The organism is Komagataeibacter ossonobensis (assembly GCF_057359305.1).
Map to the genome: position 1 here is coordinate 18,467 of NZ_JBXAYQ010000032.1, position 19,810 is coordinate 38,276.

The 19,810-nt window shown below is 58.8% G+C and carries 20 protein-coding genes and 1 pseudogene; 8 read left to right on the forward strand and 13 right to left on the reverse strand.

The features are described from left to right. The first annotated feature begins 115 nt into the window (after nucleotides 1–115). The 7 genes and pseudogenes from AC1RQ9_RS14505 to AC1RQ9_RS14535 all read left to right on the forward strand — a co-directional run bounded on the left by AC1RQ9_RS14505 (nucleotide 116) and on the right by AC1RQ9_RS14535 (nucleotide 7,631). A complete protein-coding gene (locus tag AC1RQ9_RS14505; protein ID WP_485987494.1) occupies nucleotides 116–874 on the forward strand; it encodes a hypothetical protein in 759 nt (252 codons plus the stop codon). A 276-nt stretch (nucleotides 875–1,150) separates the two neighbouring features. Beyond that, nucleotides 1,151–1,241 (forward strand): annotated as a pseudogene (locus AC1RQ9_RS14510) (recombinase family protein); the annotation flags it as partial. A gap of 51 nt (nucleotides 1,242–1,292) precedes the next feature. Continuing rightward, nucleotides 1,293–2,438, forward strand: coding sequence for a hemagglutinin repeat-containing protein (locus AC1RQ9_RS14515; protein ID WP_485987495.1), 1,146 nt, complete (start codon nucleotides 1,293–1,295; stop codon nucleotides 2,436–2,438). Nucleotides 2,439–2,668: 230 nt separating this feature from the next. Then, nucleotides 2,669–2,941, forward strand: coding sequence for a hypothetical protein (locus AC1RQ9_RS14520; protein ID WP_485987496.1), 273 nt, complete (start codon nucleotides 2,669–2,671; stop codon nucleotides 2,939–2,941). Between the two features lie 63 nt (nucleotides 2,942–3,004). Then, nucleotides 3,005–3,301 (forward strand): hypothetical protein, encoded by a 297-nt coding sequence (locus tag AC1RQ9_RS14525; RefSeq protein WP_485987508.1) that lies wholly within the window; start codon nucleotides 3,005–3,007, stop codon nucleotides 3,299–3,301. Continuing rightward, on the forward strand, nucleotides 3,301–6,519 hold the full coding sequence (mobF, locus tag AC1RQ9_RS14530) for a MobF family relaxase (RefSeq protein ID WP_485987498.1): 3,219 nt from the start codon (nucleotides 3,301–3,303) through the stop codon (nucleotides 6,517–6,519). The genes AC1RQ9_RS14525 and mobF overlap by 1 nt, the downstream gene beginning before the upstream one ends. 626 nt (nucleotides 6,520–7,145) lie before the next feature. Then, nucleotides 7,146–7,631, forward strand: a complete 486-nt coding sequence (locus AC1RQ9_RS14535; RefSeq protein ID WP_485987500.1) for a Ros/MucR family transcriptional regulator — start codon at nucleotides 7,146–7,148, stop codon at nucleotides 7,629–7,631. A 389-nt stretch (nucleotides 7,632–8,020) separates the two neighbouring features. Here the strand turns inward: AC1RQ9_RS14535 and AC1RQ9_RS14540 are convergent, their stop codons facing one another. The 12 genes from AC1RQ9_RS14540 to AC1RQ9_RS14595 form a co-directional block, all read right to left on the reverse strand. Continuing rightward, the gene (locus tag AC1RQ9_RS14540) at nucleotides 8,021–9,565 is read right to left on the reverse strand and encodes a Fic family protein (RefSeq protein ID WP_485987501.1); all 1,545 of its coding nucleotides are present in this window, start codon (nucleotides 9,563–9,565) and stop codon (nucleotides 8,021–8,023) included. A 276-nt stretch (nucleotides 9,566–9,841) separates the two neighbouring features. Continuing rightward, entirely contained in the window at nucleotides 9,842–10,183 is a 342-nt protein-coding gene (locus tag AC1RQ9_RS14545; RefSeq protein WP_485987502.1) for a DUF1173 family protein, read from the reverse strand. Between the two features lie 46 nt (nucleotides 10,184–10,229). After that, on the reverse strand, nucleotides 10,230–10,643 hold the full coding sequence (locus tag AC1RQ9_RS14550; RefSeq protein ID WP_485987503.1) for a DUF1173 family protein: 414 nt from the start codon (nucleotides 10,641–10,643) through the stop codon (nucleotides 10,230–10,232). Further along, nucleotides 10,640–12,982, reverse strand: a complete 2,343-nt coding sequence (locus tag AC1RQ9_RS14555) for a type IV secretory system conjugative DNA transfer family protein (protein ID WP_112210241.1) — start codon at nucleotides 12,980–12,982, stop codon at nucleotides 10,640–10,642. The genes AC1RQ9_RS14550 and AC1RQ9_RS14555 overlap by 4 nt, the downstream gene beginning before the upstream one ends. A 3-nt stretch (nucleotides 12,983–12,985) precedes the next feature. Then, nucleotides 12,986–13,591: a hypothetical protein gene (locus tag AC1RQ9_RS14560; protein WP_485987504.1), complete on the reverse strand. Its 606-nt coding sequence runs from the start codon at nucleotides 13,589–13,591 to the stop codon at nucleotides 12,986–12,988. Next, nucleotides 13,566–14,747, reverse strand: coding sequence for a secretion/conjugation apparatus DotM-related subunit (locus AC1RQ9_RS14565; RefSeq protein WP_233045826.1), 1,182 nt, complete (start codon nucleotides 14,745–14,747; stop codon nucleotides 13,566–13,568). The genes AC1RQ9_RS14560 and AC1RQ9_RS14565 overlap by 26 nt, the downstream gene beginning before the upstream one ends. Next, nucleotides 14,744–15,253, reverse strand: coding sequence for a lytic transglycosylase domain-containing protein (locus tag AC1RQ9_RS14570; protein ID WP_485987506.1), 510 nt, complete (start codon nucleotides 15,251–15,253; stop codon nucleotides 14,744–14,746). The genes AC1RQ9_RS14565 and AC1RQ9_RS14570 overlap by 4 nt, the downstream gene beginning before the upstream one ends. Continuing rightward, nucleotides 15,250–15,672, reverse strand: coding sequence for a hypothetical protein (locus AC1RQ9_RS14575; RefSeq protein WP_078524616.1), 423 nt, complete (start codon nucleotides 15,670–15,672; stop codon nucleotides 15,250–15,252). Before AC1RQ9_RS14575 ends, AC1RQ9_RS14570 begins: the two co-directional genes overlap by 4 nt. After that, entirely contained in the window at nucleotides 15,669–15,917 is a 249-nt protein-coding gene (gene icmT, locus AC1RQ9_RS14580) for an IcmT/TraK family protein (RefSeq protein ID WP_010511855.1), read from the reverse strand. The genes AC1RQ9_RS14575 and icmT overlap by 4 nt, the downstream gene beginning before the upstream one ends. Next, complete coding sequence (locus AC1RQ9_RS14585; protein ID WP_233045823.1) at nucleotides 15,917–17,080, reverse strand: ATPase, T2SS/T4P/T4SS family; 1,164 nt, start codon at nucleotides 17,078–17,080, stop codon at nucleotides 15,917–15,919. The genes icmT and AC1RQ9_RS14585 overlap by 1 nt, the downstream gene beginning before the upstream one ends. Continuing rightward, a complete protein-coding gene (locus tag AC1RQ9_RS14590; RefSeq protein WP_102325795.1) occupies nucleotides 17,077–18,117 on the reverse strand; it encodes a type IV secretory system conjugative DNA transfer family protein in 1,041 nt (346 codons plus the stop codon). The genes AC1RQ9_RS14585 and AC1RQ9_RS14590 overlap by 4 nt, the downstream gene beginning before the upstream one ends. Continuing rightward, nucleotides 18,110–18,568 carry a DotD/TraH family lipoprotein gene (locus AC1RQ9_RS14595; protein WP_233045818.1) on the reverse strand — a complete coding sequence of 153 codons (459 nt, stop codon included), beginning with the start codon at nucleotides 18,566–18,568 and terminating at the stop codon, nucleotides 18,110–18,112. The genes AC1RQ9_RS14590 and AC1RQ9_RS14595 overlap by 8 nt, the downstream gene beginning before the upstream one ends. A gap of 220 nt (nucleotides 18,569–18,788) precedes the next feature. On the opposite strand from AC1RQ9_RS14595, the gene AC1RQ9_RS14600 reads away from it, so the two are divergent. Beyond that, complete coding sequence (locus AC1RQ9_RS14600; protein WP_048852619.1) at nucleotides 18,789–19,445, forward strand: DUF433 domain-containing protein; 657 nt, start codon at nucleotides 18,789–18,791, stop codon at nucleotides 19,443–19,445. A 2-nt stretch (nucleotides 19,446–19,447) separates the two neighbouring features. On the opposite strand, the gene AC1RQ9_RS14605 is transcribed toward AC1RQ9_RS14600, so the two are convergent. Beyond that, nucleotides 19,448–19,810: RES family NAD+ phosphorylase (locus AC1RQ9_RS14605; protein WP_485987507.1), on the reverse strand; the 363-nt coding region annotated here is incomplete at its 5' end.

A 19,810-nucleotide genomic window follows, 5' to 3' on the forward strand; every position in this document is an offset into this window, starting at 1 on the left:
ATAATTTCTCAACGGATACTTGGCTTAGGCCCCACAATCTTTTAGTGAAGGGAAACGCCTGCTTACCGCAGCGCAAACAAGGCCGTTTGGTAAGGGATGGAATGTGACTTTAATAGTGTGTCTCAAGGCAAAAGATTGCTTTGTCATAGCCGCCGATAGCCTAACCTCAAGAGGGCAGACCACGCGCAATCGCGCGACAGTTAAGTTGCATAAGGTCGCTCCCAATGCGGTGGTTGCCAGTTGCGGTTGCGCAATGGTGGGGGGTAAATATTGGGACGAAATATTATATGGTTTTACAATGAAATGGTCCGGAACTTCACTTTCCAATACTGCGAATAATCTTAAAATATTTCTTAATAATGTTATAGGTGGCGTTCCAAGAAATAACGTTGGTGCCTGTGCAGGAGGAAACACTTTCTTATTGGCGGGGTATGATCCTGCTACCTCCTGCCCGGAGGTCTGGAAGCTGCGTCGGATCGGAGACCGTCGTGTATTCGAGCCAATAATGAAGAAATCGATTCCACCGAGTGATTATTATATCGAGTGGCTTGGTGATACTACATCTATTATGCAATATATAAATAAAAAAACTAAATGTTACCAAGCGGATATGTCACAACAGGATGCCGTCACGTTTGCTGTCAATGCTATCAGAGATGGGATCACCGCAAGCCAAGTAGCAGGCAAGACCACGATTGGAGGTGATGTCATACGGGTCGCAATAGTTTCAGATAGCAATGTTGTTCTCTCTGAGCAACCTGTAAGGTTCTATCAGAAGCTTATGAATACCGTTAAAGCCGTATGGCAGTGCCTAAAAGCACGTTTCCATGCAATCGGAATGCGAGTAATAAAAGGCATCCGTCGGAAGGTATAGGCGAAATTGGCGATCCCGATCTTCATTTCGGCAGCCCTGATGCCGACAGTTCTGATTAGTGGTTCCATCATGAATTTATTATAAAAGAAAATATGTTCTATTTGGATGCCATAGTGTTCGCTTTTTACTCTTCCATAAACAGCATCGAACATCCGGCTTCCCCCCCAAATTTTCCCATTCGAATTAAATCCGTATTAAACAGACTATAGTCATATTGGGGCAAACCGGAGCCACGGTGTATCGAGAGCTGCGTAATGGTTTTCCGGGAGGGTTCAAATGGGACAGCGCGCGGTCATCTATTGCCGGGTTTCCACCGCCAATCAGTCCTGCGCGCGCCAGGAAGATGAGCTGAAGCGGCTTCCTGAACAAGACCACCACGACCTCGAGCGAGAGTTCCACCGACCAGGTCGGCAGCACGGTGGCGGCCAATGACAATGTCACCATGGTCTCGGGCGGGGATATGTCCGTGGCGGGTACGGTTGCAGGCGGCGGCAATGTCACGCTCCAGGCAGGTGGAAAGTTCACCGAAAACGCCCTGAAGGATACGGCCAACGCCTTCTATGAACAGAAATCGTCCGGGCTGTTCCTTGGCACCAGCGGGGCTTCGGCCAAGATCGGTTTTGGCAAGACGACCGATACCGACACCTATTCCCAGACCACCTGGACCCCCAGCGAGATCGCATCGACCGGCGGCAACCTGAGCATCACGGCGAACGGGCCGGTCACGATCAACGGATCCGACCTCGGGGCTGCGAAGGATGCGACGGTCACGGGATCGTCGGTGTCATTCAATGCGCTTGAGGATGTCGCCACCCAGACCCAGACGCACAAGTCACTGTTCATCGGCGATACCACGGGGCTCAACCCGAACTCGGTCGTGGGGCAGATGGTGGATATCGCCCTGTCTGCCTCCCAGGCGAGTGGCAAGGATAGCGGGCGTCTCGCCGGACCGGACGGTGCAGCGGCGGCGGGCATGGGCGCCCAGGTCGGTCTGGAGGCGTCAAGACAGGTCAAGTCCGTTTCCAGCCTGTTCGAGAAAGGCGATACTCCCGAGGGCAATATCGACCTGATTGCGGTGCAGTCGAATATCGGCTTTGACCTCGAGAAGTCGAGCACGACGCTGACGACGGGCACGGTGCAGGGTTCGACGGCGGCGGCTGGCAACACGCTGGCCGTGACCGCGACAGGCGGCGTGCCGACCGACAGCCAGTCGGGCAATATCGTGGCGACGGCGTCCCAGCTTTCGGGCCAGGACGTGACCCTGACCGCGCCGGGGCAGGTGACGCTGCAGGCGGGATATGACACCACGCACGAGGTCGCCAGCTCGAAATCGATCGAGGCGAGCGTGGGGGCTTCGGCCAGCATCGGCACGAAAGGGGCCGGTGTCAGCATCGAGGGCGAATTCGGCGCCTCGAAGACCAACACCAATGCCGCGTCCAGCACGGCGGTGGACAGCACGGTCAGCGGCACGGACAACGTCACCATCGCCAACGCGACCGGCACGACGACCCTGAACGGGGCGGAGATCAGGGCGGGTCGATTGATGTTGCGACGAAAGACCTGACCATCACCACGGCGCAGGACACGTCGGGCTACAATTCGAAGACCACGGGCATCGACGCCAGCTTCTCGGTCCCGGTCTGGGGCGCGGGTGACATCGGGGGCAGCGCGAGTTTCAGTCACACGACCGTCAAGGACAGCTATGCCTCGACCGAGGCGACCCAGTCCGGGCTATATGCGGGCAGTGGCGGTCTTGATGTCACGGCGAGCGGGACAACGACCCTGAACGGGGGCGTGATCGAGAGTACGGCGGCGGCGGCGCTCAACCAGCTGTCCACGGGCACGCTGGTGGCCAATGACATCGCCAACCATGCCGACGCCACGGCGAAGACGACGGGCTACCAGGCCAACGTCATGAATCCCGAAGGGGCTACGGGCGGTGGCACGGGCGGGACGATGACGGCGATCGGCGTTGCATGGCGGCCACTGTCGGGTGCGTGCTCGCGGCTACGTCTCACAGGATGCCAGTTCGGGCACGCAGCGTGCGATCTGGTAGCATGTACGTAAAAGAAAACCAGTATAGTCGCATGATGCTACGTGACACTTTCCCATGTTCTGACGTGGGATGCGATGAAGATGAGCGAGACAACCGGGAGACAAGGCATATCCCCAGGCCGGGGCGACGACCTGTGGGAACGGCTGCGGGCGATTGAGGACAAATTGTCCCTGATCATTGAAATCCTCTCGCCGGAAGATTCCGACGGGCCCACGCTTGATGAGATTCTCGGCCGATTGGTGACCTTGATTGCAGCCCAGAACCCTATGCTCAGACGTATTGATCTTACAACCGGCAGGTTGCTCGACATTCAGGAGGGGAGGACGCCCCGCTCCGCCCGGCCCGACGATGAGTATGGAGCCGATGCCTGATGATGACATTCCGGAAAATCTCGGCTGAGAGCAGCGGTCGGCTGATCACTGCCTATTTCACGCAGGAATTGCCAGATCCGGAACACGACTTCCGTACCCAGCCCGGAAAAGTGCCTGACGCGGATGGTGGCCGACTGACCAGCTATTACACCGGTCGCGATGGGCGGGCCTCGTGGCGACCGGACATGCGACCCGAGATTGCAGCGGCTCTTGGCATTGATCCCAGGACACCACCGAAGAACGCGCAACTCAATCGCCTGTTTGAAGCAAAGAGGGCCGATAATGGCGAGGACTGGTCAAGGAACGCCCGCAAGATCAGTGCCTATGATCTGACCCTGGCGCCACACAAATCGGTCACGCTCGCGGCCGAGTTCGCGCCGACCGAGGCCGAGAGGGCAGCCATCTGGCACGCCATTGATCGGGCAAACGATGCCACCATGCTCTATGTCGCGCGGGAAATCGGCTTCGCGCGGCGCGGTCATGGAGGCGAAGGTGGAGCCGACCCGGGCGAAGTCGCCTGGGTGTCATTCCGGCATGATACCGCGCGCCCGACGGTCGAGGCGCGTGACGCGGGGACAGGCCAGACCTATCTGATCGATACGCCAACAGGCGGCGATCCCCATGCCCATATCCATAACGCCCTGTTCAATGTCGTGGTCACGGAAGAGGGGCATGTGGGTTCACTCGACACGAAGCGGCTGCGATCGCGCGTTCACGAATTTGGAGCATATTTCCAGGCACAGCTCGCTGATGAACTGCGCCGGATCGGCATCGCCCAGCAATACGATGCGAATGAACAGGCGACGGTCATCTCGGCCGTGCGGCAGGATATATCGGATTTCTTCAGCAAGGGACGACGCAACGTCATCAGGGCGGCCAAGGAGTATGCCGCGGCGGAAGGAGCGGACTGGGCGCATATGCCGATCGAACGCAAGCGCCGCATCCTGTCCATGGCCGGCCTGGCAGCCCGGCTCGACAAGGACAAAGGCACGGGTGACCATGAGATATGGCGCGAGCAGGCCAGGCGTCTTGGCTGGGAGGAAAAAAGCCTGCTTGGCATGCCAGTAGCGCCCGTGGGCACCAGGGAACAACGATACGATATTGCCTACCGTTTCGCTGCGCGCCATCTCGCGAGGGAGTTTGAAACAGCTGCCGTGATCGATCACGACAAGCTCAGAACGTATGCGGCCCGGGGCCTGATCGGCACCGGCATCGAGGGCGGGGTGAAAGACATTGATCATGTCGTGGCCCTTATTGAACAGCGTGGTCTTGAACTCGGCGGGGAACGGGTCTCGCTGATTCAGGAGATGCGCGGCGACAGGCTGAGGGTGACGAATTCCGCGCAGATCGCTATCGAGGAGGACCTCGCGATTCAGGCGGCTCGTGCGTCAGGAGACCGAAGCGGGGCGCTGTCGGACCGCCAGATCACAGAAGCGATCGGACGATCATCCCTCGACTTCGCAAGCGATCATGGAAAGACCCAGAAGGCCGCGATCTACGCTCTTGGCCGGGGCGGCGCGCTCTCCATGCTCACTGGCGTCGCGGGTTCCGGGAAGACGGCCCTGCTGTCTCCGCTGGTTGATGCGTGGAAACATGATACGCGTTATGACACGAATGGTCGCAGGGTTATCGGGATTGCCAATGCCTGGCGCCAGGCAGACGCATTACGTGAGGCCGGCATCTTTGACACAAGCGCTATGCTGCCCTTTCTGGCGCGGCTGGAGAGGGGTGACGTCGATGTGGATCGAAACACGGTACTGGTGATTGACGAGGTCGGTCAGGTCGGCCCACGCCAGATGCTTCGCCTGTTACAGGTGCAGCGTGATACTGGTTGCACGATCAAGGCGCTGGGTGACCACGAGCAGGCGCAGAATATCGAGGCAGGGGACGCCATCGAGATGTTGCGCCGGGTCCTGGATCCGGAAGATATGCCTGAACTTCTGTCCAGCGTCCGGCAGGTATCTGCAAGAAATCGCCAGATTGCCGACATGTTTCGTGGCGCAGAGCCGGAAGAGAGCGATCTGGAAGCCCACGAGTTCAGGAGGGCTGCGGCCAACGCGCATACGGACGAGGAAAATGATGACGACGTCCGTAACAGGTTCCATCTGAAGGAAGTCCGGGACGCGATTGATATGAAACGAGCGGATGGAACGATCCGTCTGGTCGGTGGCGACCATGAGGAAGTCCTGCAGGATGTTGCCCGGCTGTATGTGACGCGTCGCGATGCCCTGGTCGCCGAGGGTGCGGATCCGCGGCGTGGCCGGGCCAAGACGATCAGCATGTCGGCGCTGACCAATCAGGATGCTGCCGATCTAAGTCGGGCAGTCCGTAAAATCCTGCAGGAGCGCGGCGAGATCTCGACGCATGAAATCACCGTGCAGGCTATTGATCAGCGCGGCGAAACCTATGATCTCGCGATCGCTACGGGCGACCGGCTTCGGCTGTATCGTCGGACATGGGGCAGTGTGGATGGAAAGGGCGCCACAGTCGGAAATAACGGCGACGTGGTGGAGGTTCTGGCCCATGGCGATGCGGGGCTTCGCGTCCGCACGAAGGACGGGCTTGTTGCCGATGTCGAATGGCGGCGGTTTCGTGATGTGAAGACTGGTCGGGTACTGCTCGGGTTCGGACATGCCATGACGATTGATGCGGCACAGGGGCTTACTTCCGATGAGCATATCAACGCCCTGCCGCGAGGCGTCGAACTGGCGACGGGATTTACCTCATACGTCGCGGAAAGCCGGGCGCGTGGAACCACATGGACCATGATCTCCGATGGCGCGACGTTTGAGGCGGTCCGGAACCAGAGGCCGCTCGGGGATACCACGCCCATCACCAGTGACGACCTGTGGAATCATGTGGCAAAGAAAATGGCGCATAAACCCTATAAATCATTGGGTACGGATCTGGTTGCCCGAACCCGCAAGGCCCGGGATGCGAGGATCCGGGAACTGATCGCGCTTGGGCGCATGCAGGAGACACTGACGAAGTCAGGTCGCCCCTATGGAAGGGAGATTATTCTGGAAACGCAGGCGCGGCAGGCCGAGCGCCTGCATAAGGCGCGTCTGGCCGAGATCGACGCCAGGCTGCAGGTCATGATCAGGAACGCACCAGCAGTCATGACGGGTGCGGAGCAGACGCTTCGGAGCCAACGGGCCGCCCAGGTGCTGGGCAGGCGTCCCCCTGTGCCATCTGCGTCGCCAGGCGCCGCCAGCTAGAGCGTCCGGCTTTCTGCTGTTCTTACCGGATTTGAATCCTGCCGACCATGTGCCATACCGCGACAACATCTCAGATCTGACGCACGCTTTGGTCATTTGCGCAACGAAGTCGGCTGCGTATCGTTAGGGAGGCGGCGAGCAGTAGATAGCAGGTCAATGATGCATGATGTGTCTTTCCGGGGAGATCCTGATCCGTTCGACTGTTGGTTGAAGAAGGAGTTGCGTACTCGGTTCAATGATGTTGTACGCGAACCGATCCCTGAAAGCCTGCTATGCGTTATTGGTCCAACTGAAGCTTCCGGGCATGTTCACGCCTCAAGACCTTCCTGGACCGAAGAGGAAGCTGTGTCTGAGTGTTCTGCTGACACCGGATCCAGATGATCTCTTATCGCAGATATGGCGTCTTGATGCTGGGCGGGAAACGGGTAACAGGATTGCCGTAGAAAGCAAGAAGTGTTGACGGTCAGATGAAATACAGATGAGCAGGCGAAGGATCCTATTGGATATCTGCTCAAGAGCATACCTGTTCTGCAATCTGCCAAATCCTCGAAAACGTCGAGGACTATTCCCAGTAGCGGTGTTATATACAGGGCCAGAGTTTTTTTCGTCTGTTGAGGTGATGGACAATGCCCGAAGAACAACAAAGACAGCTGGCGCTGACCGTGGAAATCATAACTGCTTATGTATCGGAAAATAAAATATCGCCGGACGAACTTATCAGGCTGATTGGGACTGTTTACAATTCATTGTCCGTCCCGACTGCTTCGGGCGTAAAAGAACAGATACCTGCCGTTCCCATCAAGCGGTCCGTATTTCCGGATTATATCATATGTCTTGAAGATGGGAAAAAGCTGAAAATGCTCAAACGGCATCTTCAGGCATCCTATGGCATGACGCCTGAAGAATATCGGCGGAAATGGGGACTTCCATCTCATTACCCTATGGTCGCTCCCAATTACACAGTACGCCGATCGGAACTTGCAAGAGAGATTGGGCTGGGGCGGGATATAATGTCCAATGCCACCAAATCTGGTGATGAGGGCGCGACGGATCCTGCATTGCCTGACAAGCCACAAGGAAGGCGTCGGGGCAGAAAGAAAGCTGTTCACTAGAAGTGGAACGCGCCGTCGGGCCGGGCGGCGCGGCGCTCTCCTGGCTCAGGAACGCGGCAATATACGAAGGCAGAACTTCTTCGCTACGTCGTAGGATGCCGACAGCGGCTGTTCCTGTTTGACCGGACCATGATCCAGTTCGGGGCGTTACGTCGATAAATCCCTACGAAAGATGCCTTTTATACAATCCAGGTTGCGGATCGCGATCCTAAGCCCTTGCGTTATGCACCTTGTGGAAGAATTCAGTTCTCAGTGAAAATCCATAAGCGATGTCTACAAAGTTGTGCTCTCACGAGGGCAACCTGCCTTTTCCACTCGGACAATCCTTTTTCAGATTCCATGTCTGGTGACGAACAGCTTTCTACTTATCATGGTCGGTCCACGTGTAATCATTCAGAGAATGAACGCCTCAGCGCCTCAGAGATGGCGTTCCAAAGCCTGAATTTTTCGATCATGGGATATTCTTTCTGAATCTTGCCGCTGGGTATGAAACGAGTATCCCGTAATGACCTGATGATGCGGTCGGCATCCATATCCGGCATTTCAACAAGCTCCTTGAGTGCCTGCCGGGCATTATGGTGCGACCGGAGATATATGGCTTCCTCTTTCATGTGGTGCTTGATGGTCATCTCCAGTGCTGCGCTGAGATAGATAACGTGGGGGGCGAAATTGATATAGCGCCAGGCCGGTCTCGCCAGATCAGGGTTCGAGAAGTCGAGATTGGATTTTATCCCATCAGGATAGGTCTTCATGTCACGATCGAAAGAGACATGATCCGTGATCTGTTGCATCAGGGGTTTTGAAACCCTGTCCAGAATCTGGTCGTAGTTTCGCCTGCTCGTCGGGTCTCCAATGATCGTAGCTGAGATGGGGAGGATGATCTGGTCGGGGATGGCGCCGTCCCGCCTGAGAACGTCATTTATCAGGAACCGGTGGACACGGCCGTTCCCGTCAGAAAGAGGATGGATGTAGACGAACCCGAAGGCTGCCACGGCGCTACGCATGACAGGAGACTGTCCTTCAGTCCTGTCGAGGAAAATTTTTAATCCCTCAAGCATATCCGCTACGTCTTGTGCGGGAGGCGCGAGGTAATGAACAACATTCTCGTACCTCATCGTGTATTCTCCAACGAATACCGGTGACAGCCGTAAGCCAAAATGCTCGGTTATTGTGACGTCACCGAGGATGTTGCGTTGCAATTCGGCAAGGTCAGTATCTGTCAGGGGGACTGTCCCTTGCCCGGTTCTCGTGGCGAGTACGTGGCTGAAGCGCTGGATCCGGTCAAGTTGATGTTCCTCACCTTCAATGGTGAAACTTGCCTTGCTTTCCCGGTTTGTCAGCCACACTGCGGCCCGGGCAAGCATGCTCTCGCCGAACTCCTGCACCAGTTCACCGTAACCGGCAGATACGTCCATCTCCGAAGCCGTCTTGAGTTGACTGGATAGCGGGATAAAGGGACAAAAAAAGCGGTTCCCGGGCATGTTGTCACGGACGCGCCATCGGCTGATGTTGCTCATCCTGTCTGGAGACGCTGTTACCTGAAAAGATGCGTCCAGTGCGGAGACGTAGTTGCCGCCGAGGTCGACTGGTGGCACGAGCGTTTGTCCGGTGACGAACTCAAAGAGAAATGACGCCCGTCTGGCATATTGTCCGGTCGGTGCACTGTTTATCCACTCCTGGACAAAACCTGGTCCGGTCTTCGCAAAGACGCGCGCCAGCAACTCCAGGCTGGTGGGTTCGTGTCGCAGATGAAACTGCAGATGCGCGGCTGCCGTGTCGGCCGGACGCATGTTTTCGGGATACGTCTCGATGCTGTATAAATTATGATGACTGCTCGACCGGCGACTTCCAAGCTGGCTTTTGACAGCCAGTCCGCCGAATGGCTCTGCATCATATTTCAGCGCGAGCCACATGCCGCCAATCGGGTCTGCCATTGGAATTAGATTCCTGCTGAGTTGTCCAAAACCGTTTATTGGTGCTTAAAATCGCATATAAACGGTGCCTTGTGTAAAAAAATATATATGGACAGCCGTGGCCACGCGTATGATTTCGTCACTTCGCCTTTGTGATCAATAATTCCCATTCGCTGAAGCGCCGCATGATCAGCCTGTTTGCTCCTGGTATCCGTTAATATGGTCCCGACAGGGTTCGGTGGCGTCGACAAGGTCTGGAGCCCGATCAAGCCGGATGAAAGGCATTGTCTGGCGTGATCAGCTCAGCATCGCTCCTTTTCTGGCGGGCGGGAAGGCTGGAATCCGGCTTGCCGTTGTTGCATCCCATGACCACCATCCGCCTGCGCCGAAAGTCATGTTGTAGTAATTTTCCTTCCCGGCCCGTCTGGCGGCATAGGCCTCGTCCGTACGGCCGAAAACTTCCATTGGATATCCGGCACTCCGCGCCGTGTCCTGCAGGATGAAATCCGGGAAAACGAGATCCCGCTCTGCGTCGAAACGCAGTGGTTTTTCGAATGCGCGTCCCGCTGCCACGAGGGCATCGGCTACCGCCAGTTCATGGCTGCTTTCGAAAGGAAGCATGCTGCGAGAGACGGTCATCAGGGCACCGGTCCTGACTTCCGCCTGGATCCAGCCCCTCCATCGGCTATTGGGCGCTACGATGGTTCGTGCCGTCACATAGAGCAGCGCTACAACATGTGCCTGCCGCGCCGCTTCGGGCATCCCCATCCTCACCCTCGCGAATTACGCTATTTACATAGCTGGCGCGCCCACTTTTCTCCGGATCAGGCTTGTAGAACGGGCATGTCTTTTCATGCAGCGGCCCTTCATTTGGCCAGACGGCGAGGTGATAACTGTGACTGTCCGCCCGGTAACGGATCTGTAGAGGCAGTGAGGCCCCGCGATGCTGGCACAGGCATCGCGCCTTGTCAGAACGCTCCGCGCTCCAGCTCTCATCATATTTTGCCTTCAGGCGGCGTCCCCAGCGCTCCGGGTCGGTCCGGCGCCATTCGAGCTGGAACCTTTCCCCGCCGGGAAGGATGATGATCGTGCCCGTCATGCCGAGGTTTTTTCTCGCAATATCCTGATCTGGGCGAGGATTTCCTTTTCGGTCATTCCGGTGCTGGCCGCGCCCTCCTTCGGTGCGCCTTTTGTCATAGCGTCCCTGACACCCAATAGAAGCAGTGCCTGACGCCGGGCTACACCGGGCTGCCGGTCCACGCGGCGTTCAATAGCCTCCAGGCGTCCAAGCAGGTGACCGTCGATGGGAGGTATGGTGCGGGGCGGTGTCCGAAAACCGGGTTTCGGGATGGAGGCAGCGTCACGCAGCATATAGGAAAATGGTGTCAGCATGTCTGTTCCGGCTGCATGCTCATTCTCTTCATCGTCATTGGCGGTCGCAACCCGGCGTGGTGCGGCGGCGACTGCTGCACCAATCTGTGCAAAATTGCGCAGGATGTCTTGAGAACCTGAACCGAGGCGGTCGACTGCTTCCTCGAGTGCGCGAACATCCGGCTCGTCGTGTACGGTGGTCAGTTCAGACTGAAACAGACCGCCTTCGATTGTCGCGAGGAGGGCAAGCAACTGCTGGTCCGGGGGCACCCGATTCAGGTCCAGCGGCGCTGCAAGCATGACCGGCTGGGCCATGCGGATCGCGCCTGACCGCCCATTGACGGCGGCAAAGAACGTCTTCGAATGGACGATGCGGCCGGCATACATCGTTATGGCCTCGCCCTCGATGAGTGACTGAAGGTCTGCCCAGGGAATACGGGCGACTTCCCGGACTTCGGCACCCCGTCCTTCCCGGTAACTGCCAGCCGAGTTGCCTTCGAAATGCGTGGCTTGACTGACCTCGATCCGATCGGACTGCTTTTCGATCCACTCGCGCGTGCGCATGGCATCCTGCAGGCGCATGGCGTGGGTGAGGTTGGCGTTGCCGAGCAGGGTAAAGGCTTTGTCGCCGATGCGTGTCGTAAGACCCGGAAGATCCTGAAACCCCAGCCAGAACATGCAGTTCAGGCCGCGTCCCATGGCCAGCTGCCGGTCCATGCCGTCCGTGACGTAGGCGGAGAGTTCGTCGTAGAAAAAATGGAACGGCGCGTCGCCGCTGCCTGCCTTGAGCTTGAAGACCTGCTCGGCGGGGCCGTCAAGGCGGGCGCCAAGAAGCTGGGCCATGACGCCGCGACCGGCCGCGACCACGATCTTGCCCAGTCCGGCCAGCGTATCCGATGAATTCTCCAGCGCGGGCAGCGTGACGACGAGAATGCGGCGGTTCAGCACCACATCGCGCATGTCGATATCAGGGATCTGGGCACGGAATATGTGTCCGAGACTGACGCCAAGCTGTGTGAAGACCCGGGTGAAATACATCTTGGCGTAGCCATGCTGCTCGCTCGGTTTGTTTTCCTTCTGCTCATTCCACGCCAGAGAGGAATCATATCCCGGCAGTTCGCCCAGATAGGCCTGGGCCGGATAGAGGATATCATCAGGAATTTCGGGAACGCTGATCTCGATGGGGTGATCGGAGCCGGGATTGCGGATCAGGAACACACGATGCCGGGCCAGCGTGCCGATCCAGCGCAGTTCCATGGCGTAGCGCATGGTCTCGATGTTGATCGGCACGCCGTGCGTGTCGCGCATCCAGGTCAGCACTGGAGCGATCGTGCCGGCAAGGCCGACAGCACGGTCCCGAAAGACGCCGTTGGCGTCGTTGCTCGACGGCTCACCAAGCTGGCTGACCAGCATTTCACGGATGGCGTCGGCATTGCCGGTTGCAAACGGATTGAACGTATTGGACTGGCGAATGCCGCTTGCGGTCAGAAAATTGAGATTGAGCACCTGGTCGTCCAGCCCGAAGCGGCGGGCAAGCGCCAGCACATCGCCGTGGACCGTGTTGTCACCCTTGCCGTCGATCAGGATGAACCCGGATCCATGCGCGAGAGGATTGGCCAGCAGGGAGATGGCGGATGTCGTTTTGCCTGCACCCGTTGTGCCGGGCACGGCGGCGTGCTGGCGCCCCGCGTCGGATGAAAGCCAGAGTTGCTGGCCGGTCAGTCCGTCCGTTCCAAGATATATGATGCCTGCCGCCGCCCGCGGCCGACGGGTTTTGGGATCAAGATCGTGTTTGTCCTTCAGGCCGGAATACCTGGGCAGATGAAAAGGCAGCACGGGCTGGCGGGTCATGACCCAGAGCGTCAGGCAGAGGGCGAGGGGAAAGATGATCCCGACGATCGCGGGAGCCAGCACGCTGAGCCCTGCCAGAATCATGAGGGCGAACCCGGAACTGCTGGATTGCAGCTCTTCGGCGATCCGGACCGTGAAGGGACGCGTGTCGCGATAGGTGGAGCCGTGTTTCAGTTGCTGGTGGACCTGCGGTCCGCCGATCTCGCGCTTCACCATGCGTCAGTCTTCCAGCCCGAAAGGAGATTTTCCCGTGTCGATCGTGGGCGCCACGGGAGCGGTTGGTGCCGTGGGGGAAACCGGCGCCGTCGGCGCTGTCTGCGCGCTACCTGGGGGTTGCGGATAAGTGATGACAGGCCGCTGCGCCATGATGCGTCGTGCGGCATCGATTTCCGCGCTCGCCGGGTGACCGTCGGGATTGCCGACCACATTTCCATCGACCGGCATGCGCGCGCCCGGCACATAGGTTGAGCGGACCCCTGGCGCGCCTTCGTCCGTCATGGGCGCGCCGGAGAGTGGGGGTAGAATTGCAGGCGGCCGTAGTATGCCAGCGGGCCCGGTGTCGGAAACAGCGCGGTCGGAAACCATGGCCTGGCGTGTGCCGATGATCAGGATGGCCGCCAGTCCCCCGGCGATGAGCGCGGGCAATGCCTTTTTCAGGCGCCAGCGCCGTGCTGCTGCCGCTTCTGGTAAAGTCGGTGCTGCATCGTTTGTCTCCGTCTGCCCGAAATCAGATCCAAGATGGAAATGGAGCGGCTGTAAGCCTGTCCCGTCGAGTTCAATGGTGATGGGCGCCCGGCCATCAGCGTGGAGGATGATACGGGTCATGGGAAGATCCTTGTGCTTCGGGCATCGGGCGCAGGATGGCGAGTGCGTTTTCAACCGCAGGGATGTAGATCGGACGCTGGTAGCGCCGCTCTTCGCTCCAGTGCGCACGCGCGCCGGCAGCCTCGATGCGGGGATTGGGATGAAGGTCTTCGGCCGGGATTTCAGCAGGAAAGCCGAGTGAGTGCAGCGCGTACCACAATGATCGGTCGATCAGCTTCACGATGGCGAATGAGGAGGGCGCGAGTACGCCCGCCTGACGCCGGGCTTCGTGCAGCAGGGTCATGAGCGCGGTCACGCTCCACCCGCTGCGCTCGCAGACCGTATCGATACAGTTTGTGATTTCCTTGTCCTGCAGGGCAGAGCGGGCGCTGCGCATAACGGACTCTGGCACCGTGAGCGGCGCCAGCGGACCATGCGGACCATCAAGGCCAGCGTCGGCCAGACCGGCAGAGAGTTCACCAAGCAGGGCGAGGGCTTCCCGGCGCCTCTGGAGGTAGTGCATCGCAAAGGCAACGAGAAGCACCTGTTCGACAGGGGATGCGGCGTTGATGCTGGACCAGTGGCGGCCCAACTGGCGCGTGAATGCCTCGAGCGCGCCGGTTTCACTATAGCGGTCCTGTGCATCGACAGCGAAGCGCGCGCCCCATTCGGCACGTGTCAGGGCCGGGTCCGCGGGCAGGGGGATGCCATCCGTGGGCGTTACAAGCCTGTCCAGTCGGCGTCGGACGAAGCCTCTCAGTGTCGGAAACATTTCTGCCTGGACCGCAATCAGACCTTCCAGATCGAGCGCTTTTGCAAAACGGCCGGGGGCAGCACGCCACATGCATAACCCGCCCAGGAGCGCAATCACGATGGCCACCGGCCATTTCAGGGCATTGCCCAGGATCGCAAGGCCATAATAAAGCTGGATCGCCCGCACCAGGTCCGGTCGATATTGCGCGGCCTGCAACTGGAAACGCAGGCGCATCAGGTCGGGATTAGACGTATGCAGCAGGTTGATCTGCCCCAGCATGACCCGCAGATATAAGGCCGTGATCTGCGTATGCCACAGGCTCCAGGCCATGTAGCTGAACAGCAGGACCCCGACGATGATGATGATCGAGGAAAAGAGCAGATAGTCATCGCTGGATGACCATGGGACGCGGCTCGTGCTCATGAGCGATCGTCCCTGCGGCTTCTGGCCATCATCGTGAGGGCGATGTCGTAGAAACGCCGGAGATAGGCGTTGCCATGGCGTGGGGTATGAGAGTGATAGAATGCCACGGCCTGCCAGAGGTCGCCGTGTGCTTCGTGCATCGCCTGACCAAGGATCCAGGCGCCTGCCTCGATATTGGCGCACGAATTGTCGCGCAGCGCCGCATATGTTTGCGCGGGCGTGCTGTGCCATCGCTTTGTGATGCGGCCGACCCATGTCGTGTTGACCTGCATCGGCCCGAGATCCGCCGTGCCGTTACTGTTCGGGCTGACCATTCCGGGACGACCTGCCTCGACATAGAGGAGGACGAGCAGCACGCCACGGGGCACACCGGAGATTTTTGCCGAAGCCTCCAGACACGCTGCAATCTGGCGGCCATTTTCTTCGATGCTCGCGGCGCGGGCGGTCGTGCTGGCGACAAAAAAGGGAAACGCCCCGAGTGCCGCCAGAGCGAGGCGGGGGATCATGTCGCCCCCTGCAAGGTCGGCGCGACATCGGCAATCCGACCATGGGCTTCGCCCCAGAAGTCGATCAGATGATTGAGGACCAGCGCGTCGTCCATCTCCGCAAGCCTCATCGTGACATCGATCAGACATAACATCACGACCGTAAATGAACCGGCGCGCACCTTGCGGACGGCATAGCCGAGCGCGCTGTCGGGCGTCCTGCTGACATCAAGGGCAAAGCCCGTTCCCGTCAGTTCCAGCCACAGGGCTTCGGCACTGATCAGGAAAATGGGCAGATAGGCTTCAGGGTGTGCCGCGTCAGCCGGTGATACGACCACCCGTTTTCCGGTGCCACGGTCCAGCAGTTCAATCGGCTTGCCGATTTTGGCCAGAAGCCGTGTCTGCGCCGCACTGATCGCCGCCAGGTCGATCGCGCTCATGAGAACCGCCTCCTTTGCCATGTCGGCAGGGCGGTGCGGACCGGCCCGATGAGGAAGCGTCGCATGGAGCGTATCGCGGCCGGCAGCGTCAGCCCGAAAAACGAGATCGTGCCGAAAAACACCACGCCGAAGACCCCGATCAGCAGGGTGGTGAGGCTCCAGTGTGTCACGGAGATGAGAATGGGAAAACAGCTGCGGGCATCGAGAATGAAAACCCGGACAGGATAGGCCGTTGCACGCCACATCACGCGTCTCTCCTTTCTTCCGCCAGAGCGGTGTCTTCGGTGATCAGATCGGCATCAAGCAGTTTGCGGATGGCCTTTCCGAAAGACTGGCCCTGCGCCTCGACCGCGTCGGCCACGACGTCCGGCCAGTCTGTTGGCTCGGTCCGGGTCAGCTTGCGGCGCAGATCACGATCGAAGGTGAGGAATTCGCGGATCGCAACGCGCCCGCCGCCCTTGCGGGGCACAAGGCGCTGGTTGATGCAGAACCGGAGCGCCTGAGCGAGGGCCGAGACGAGGTTGTCACGTTCCGAGGGGGGACAGAGCGCGATCGCGCGCTGGATCATGAGGGAGACGCTGTCTGCATGCAGCGTCGTGCCCAGGATACCGCCCATCATGGCGATATTGATGGCTGCATTCATGGTCTCGCCGTCCCGACATTCCGTGATGATGCCATCGCTCATCTCGCGGCGTGTCAGGCTGCGGGTGAACGTGGGAAAAGTCAGGGTGGGGGGGCGGATCTCCGTCTGGCTGATCCGCGAGCCTGAAGGCGGTCGCAGGTCGTCCAGCAGGAACTCGATGGGTTCCTCGCCGGTTGCCATGTCGCAATATACGGTCGGGTCCATGAGTTTTTCGATGGCGAGCCCGAATTGCAACGTGGTCTTTCCGGAACCGGTTGCCCCACCAAACAGGACCATGCCGCTTTTGAGCCTGTTCGTGTCCCGGATTTCCTGCTCGACCATCTGCTGGTCAAGGCTTGCGGGACGCGCGGGGATCGGACGCATGACGATGTGGACGCCGCTGCCCCGCTTGACCGAAATGGGTGAAAGATTGATCCGGAAACGCAGATTGACCTTGCGGTCCAGTGCCACGCTGTAGGCTGTATCGAGGATATGGCCGACACCAAGCATGGCCATTCCGTCAGAGGCATAGACATGGCCGACGATATCCGCCAGCGTGAGGGAGTCCGTCGCTTTACATGTGGCATAGCGGATTACGCCGTGCACCTTGATTGTGACCGGATGGCCCGTCTTGATGTCGATGCGCGAGGCGCCGAGGCCGTGCGCCCAGCGAAGGAGGGAGTCGAGTCCCGGCGCGTTACGCCGTCGTTCCTCGACCCAGGCAAACGCTTTCCTGCCTTCATCCGGCCAGCGTTCGTCGGTCGTGACGGGGATGGTGATATTCATCGGCAATGCTCCGGATAACCGTAGTCGCTTCCGCGCCGGACGTGGCCCTGAAGCCCCGGCTGGCTCGCGATCCGGATCGTGCGGTCATTGAGGTGGAGGGTGTCTCCTCCTCCCACGGCGTCCTGGTGCTCGAACACGACGCGTGGTTCTTCGACGCGCCCGGCGTTCAGCAGCACCCGGTAGCGGGCCATGCCGGTAATGTCGCGCTGCAGGCGCGACAGATCGGAGAGGAAGATTTCGGTTGCCTGCTTTTCTCCATCTGCCCAGCCTTCGGCCACCCACTGGTTCCAGTGTGACACTTCCGCCTTTGTGCGGGGCAGGGACGCGGCTACCGGGTGATGCGGTTTGCCCCATGTCCGCACGAGATACGTGCGCCAGTCCGGGGGCGCGGATGTCAGTTGTGCCTCCCGGGTGATCTCGAAAACACATTCTGTTTCGTGCGCCACCTGGCCGGTGTCATTGAGCGCAAAGGCCATCTGTGCCTCGGTGACGATCGGGGGCTGCATGAGGGTCTGGCCACTCCCGATCGGAAGCACGATCGACCGGAAATCATAAGTGGCGTCGAGTGTCTCCTCATGGCGCCGCAGCATCTCGTTGATGGCGAATGCCCGGGCGGCCAGACCGCCCTGCGCGCCGTAAATATGCGCGGCTTCCCGAAGCTGGGCGCTTCGACCGGGTTTCAGGTCATCGCCTGGTTCGTCATTGGGGCGGGTGTTCTCAAGGGCCTCAAGAGAAGGTGGCGCTTCGCCGCCGACCACCTCGTCGAGCGTTGAGGCCCCTGTCACCGGTTTATTGATGGGATTGGCAAGGGCGGGATCAGCCCCGTCCACCTGATCCGCACCCGGCTGGGGCGGCTGTGGCTCCGGGACCAATGTGTCGCTGCGGGCCGGTGGTGGAGATGGAGACGATGTCGGTAGCCGGACGTGCTGCCCCTCCTCAATGACAACCTTCCCCGTGGAGACAGATGCCGCATGGGTCGGGCTGCCTGCGGCCGTCACGACGATGGCCGAAGATAGAAAGAGCGCCATCTTACGCATGCCAGGCCACCGTTATCGCGTGGTGAAGCGGGTCTACCTCGACCATGGCCTGATCTCCGGCCTGATCGCCCAATGTCCGAAGGATATCCACCACGGCGGCAACGCTGTTGGTCGCGACGCGCATTGCTCGGGGACGGCCGGTGACAGTCACGCTATAGCTAATCTCCTGGCCGAGTTTTGCGACGGCCTTGCCCAGCGGGCCGTCCCACACGAACCAGATCCGGCGGGTCAGGTCATCGGGGAGCGGGGGTTGGTTGGTAGATGCAACGACCGGAGACGGGCGGATGCTGCCAAGTTCCCGAAGATCAGTCGTGGTCTCTGCTATTGACCGCTGCAAGGCCAGTTCAGGATTGGCCATGCCGGTCGTCGCAATGGGAGAAGGTGACGACAGGCTCTGCGCACAGGCGTTGAGCGCCATGGGCAAAAGAAAAATGAGCAGAGAATGTTTCATGAGCTTCTCCGGATAATGGGAGCAGCTTCGAAGATCATCTTGCGACTGCTACAGCAAAAATTGGCTGCGTTGCTTTTTATTTCATGCAGGCCCCGAGAGCAGATTTGGGTCTTCTTTGGAATTTGCTTTCGCTAAATTGACCCGCAGGGTCATGGCAGGCGCTTAGTACGACTTGATATATCCTAATTATTCCCTATTATGGGATCAATTGGAGACGCACATGATAGAAATCCAGCCCGTTACCCCACGCGAAGCGCAGTTTCTAATCGGTATGTCAGAAAAGGATATCAACCGGGCGATTGATCGTGGGGAAGTAGAGAAGATCAGCGAGCCGGAAGAGGGCATGCCGGTTCACGGTGTGGAGAAAGGGCGTAGGCGGGTACGAAAGATCGGCCTCTCGGAGTTGTTGTTTCTGGCGCTTGAAAAGCAGATGCATGCGGATCTAACTCCGATGGGGCGTCGGAAGCTATATCAGGCCTTCAAAAAAAATGAAGCAAAAGCCAGAACCGTAAGCTTTGGTCCTTTTAAAGCCAATATTACCGAAATTCAGCGTAACTTTCTATCCAAATACAAGAAACTCCTCGATGCCAAGAAAAATATATTAGAGGAGGATGGGACTGATCCTGTTATCAAGGGAACGGATATATCTGCTTATCGTGTTGCTGCCCTCGCACAGGGGCAGACAATCAAGGAGATCAAAGCGGACTATCCGACCCTGACCGAGGAACAGATTGAATCTGCTATTGCTTACACGGAGGCTTATCCCAAACCTGGGCGTCCATATCCGGTCCGTAGTTTCCGGCGGGCGGCTGGTGCATTGGCCGAGATGGGTATTTTTGATGCCATAGAGACTGGAACTGAATCGGCAAAAGAATGATATTACTTCCCAGTGATCTGGACACCGATGGTCTCGGCTAACTCGACTAGAGCCGCATAAGTGTCTTCATTTTCCACGATATCGACCGAAGGTGCAATACTGCTCAATGGATCTGGTGGCAAGCGATCTCCAAATAGGATGATAGCGCGCGCACGGTCGTCCTGACGCGACACCCACTCTAAACCTTGAACGTCTGGGCACTGAGCGTGAATGGCTTCGGCCCACTTGCGCGTTTGAGGATATATATCCTTATCAGTCTCAATGAGATCAACACGTGGAATACCGAGCTTGCGCAAGGCTGTGCTGCTAAGATCTGCAAGCGTGAGGTCAGTCGAGGACTGAAGTTGTGAATATTGATGGTTCTT

Bases quoted from the DNA above. Each gene is read 5' to 3' on its own strand.
- AC1RQ9_RS14575 (WP_078524616.1), bottom strand. From the start codon at position 15,672: ATGAGCGCGATCGACCTGGCGGCGATCAGTGCGGCGCAGACACGGCTT.
- icmT (WP_010511855.1), bottom strand. From the start codon at position 15,917: ATGTGGCGTGCAACGGCCTATCCTGTCCGGGTTTTCATTCTCGATGCC.
- AC1RQ9_RS14545 (WP_485987502.1), bottom strand. From the start codon at position 10,183: ATGACCGTCTCTCGCAGCATGCTTCCTTTCGAAAGCAGCCATGAACTG.
- AC1RQ9_RS14600 (WP_048852619.1), top strand. From the start codon at position 18,789: ATGATAGAAATCCAGCCCGTTACCCCACGCGAAGCGCAGTTTCTAATC.
- AC1RQ9_RS14540 (WP_485987501.1), bottom strand. From the start codon at position 9,565: ATGGCAGACCCGATTGGCGGCATGTGGCTCGCGCTGAAATATGATGCA.
- AC1RQ9_RS14535 (WP_485987500.1), top strand. From the start codon at position 7,146: ATGCCCGAAGAACAACAAAGACAGCTGGCGCTGACCGTGGAAATCATA.
- AC1RQ9_RS14595 (WP_233045818.1), bottom strand. From the start codon at position 18,568: ATGAAACATTCTCTGCTCATTTTTCTTTTGCCCATGGCGCTCAACGCC.
- AC1RQ9_RS14550 (WP_485987503.1), bottom strand. From the start codon at position 10,643: ATGACGGGCACGATCATCATCCTTCCCGGCGGGGAAAGGTTCCAGCTC.
- AC1RQ9_RS14555 (WP_112210241.1), bottom strand. From the start codon at position 12,982: ATGGTGAAGCGCGAGATCGGCGGACCGCAGGTCCACCAGCAACTGAAA.
- AC1RQ9_RS14570 (WP_485987506.1), bottom strand. From the start codon at position 15,253: ATGATCCCCCGCCTCGCTCTGGCGGCACTCGGGGCGTTTCCCTTTTTT.
- AC1RQ9_RS14560 (WP_485987504.1), bottom strand. From the start codon at position 13,591: ATGACCCGTATCATCCTCCACGCTGATGGCCGGGCGCCCATCACCATT.
- AC1RQ9_RS14565 (WP_233045826.1), bottom strand. From the start codon at position 14,747: ATGAGCACGAGCCGCGTCCCATGGTCATCCAGCGATGACTATCTGCTC.
- AC1RQ9_RS14590 (WP_102325795.1), bottom strand. From the start codon at position 18,117: ATGCGTAAGATGGCGCTCTTTCTATCTTCGGCCATCGTCGTGACGGCC.
- mobF (WP_485987498.1), top strand. From the start codon at position 3,301: ATGATGACATTCCGGAAAATCTCGGCTGAGAGCAGCGGTCGGCTGATC.
- AC1RQ9_RS14585 (WP_233045823.1), bottom strand. From the start codon at position 17,080: ATGAATATCACCATCCCCGTCACGACCGACGAACGCTGGCCGGATGAA.
- AC1RQ9_RS14525 (WP_485987508.1), top strand. From the start codon at position 3,005: ATGAAGATGAGCGAGACAACCGGGAGACAAGGCATATCCCCAGGCCGG.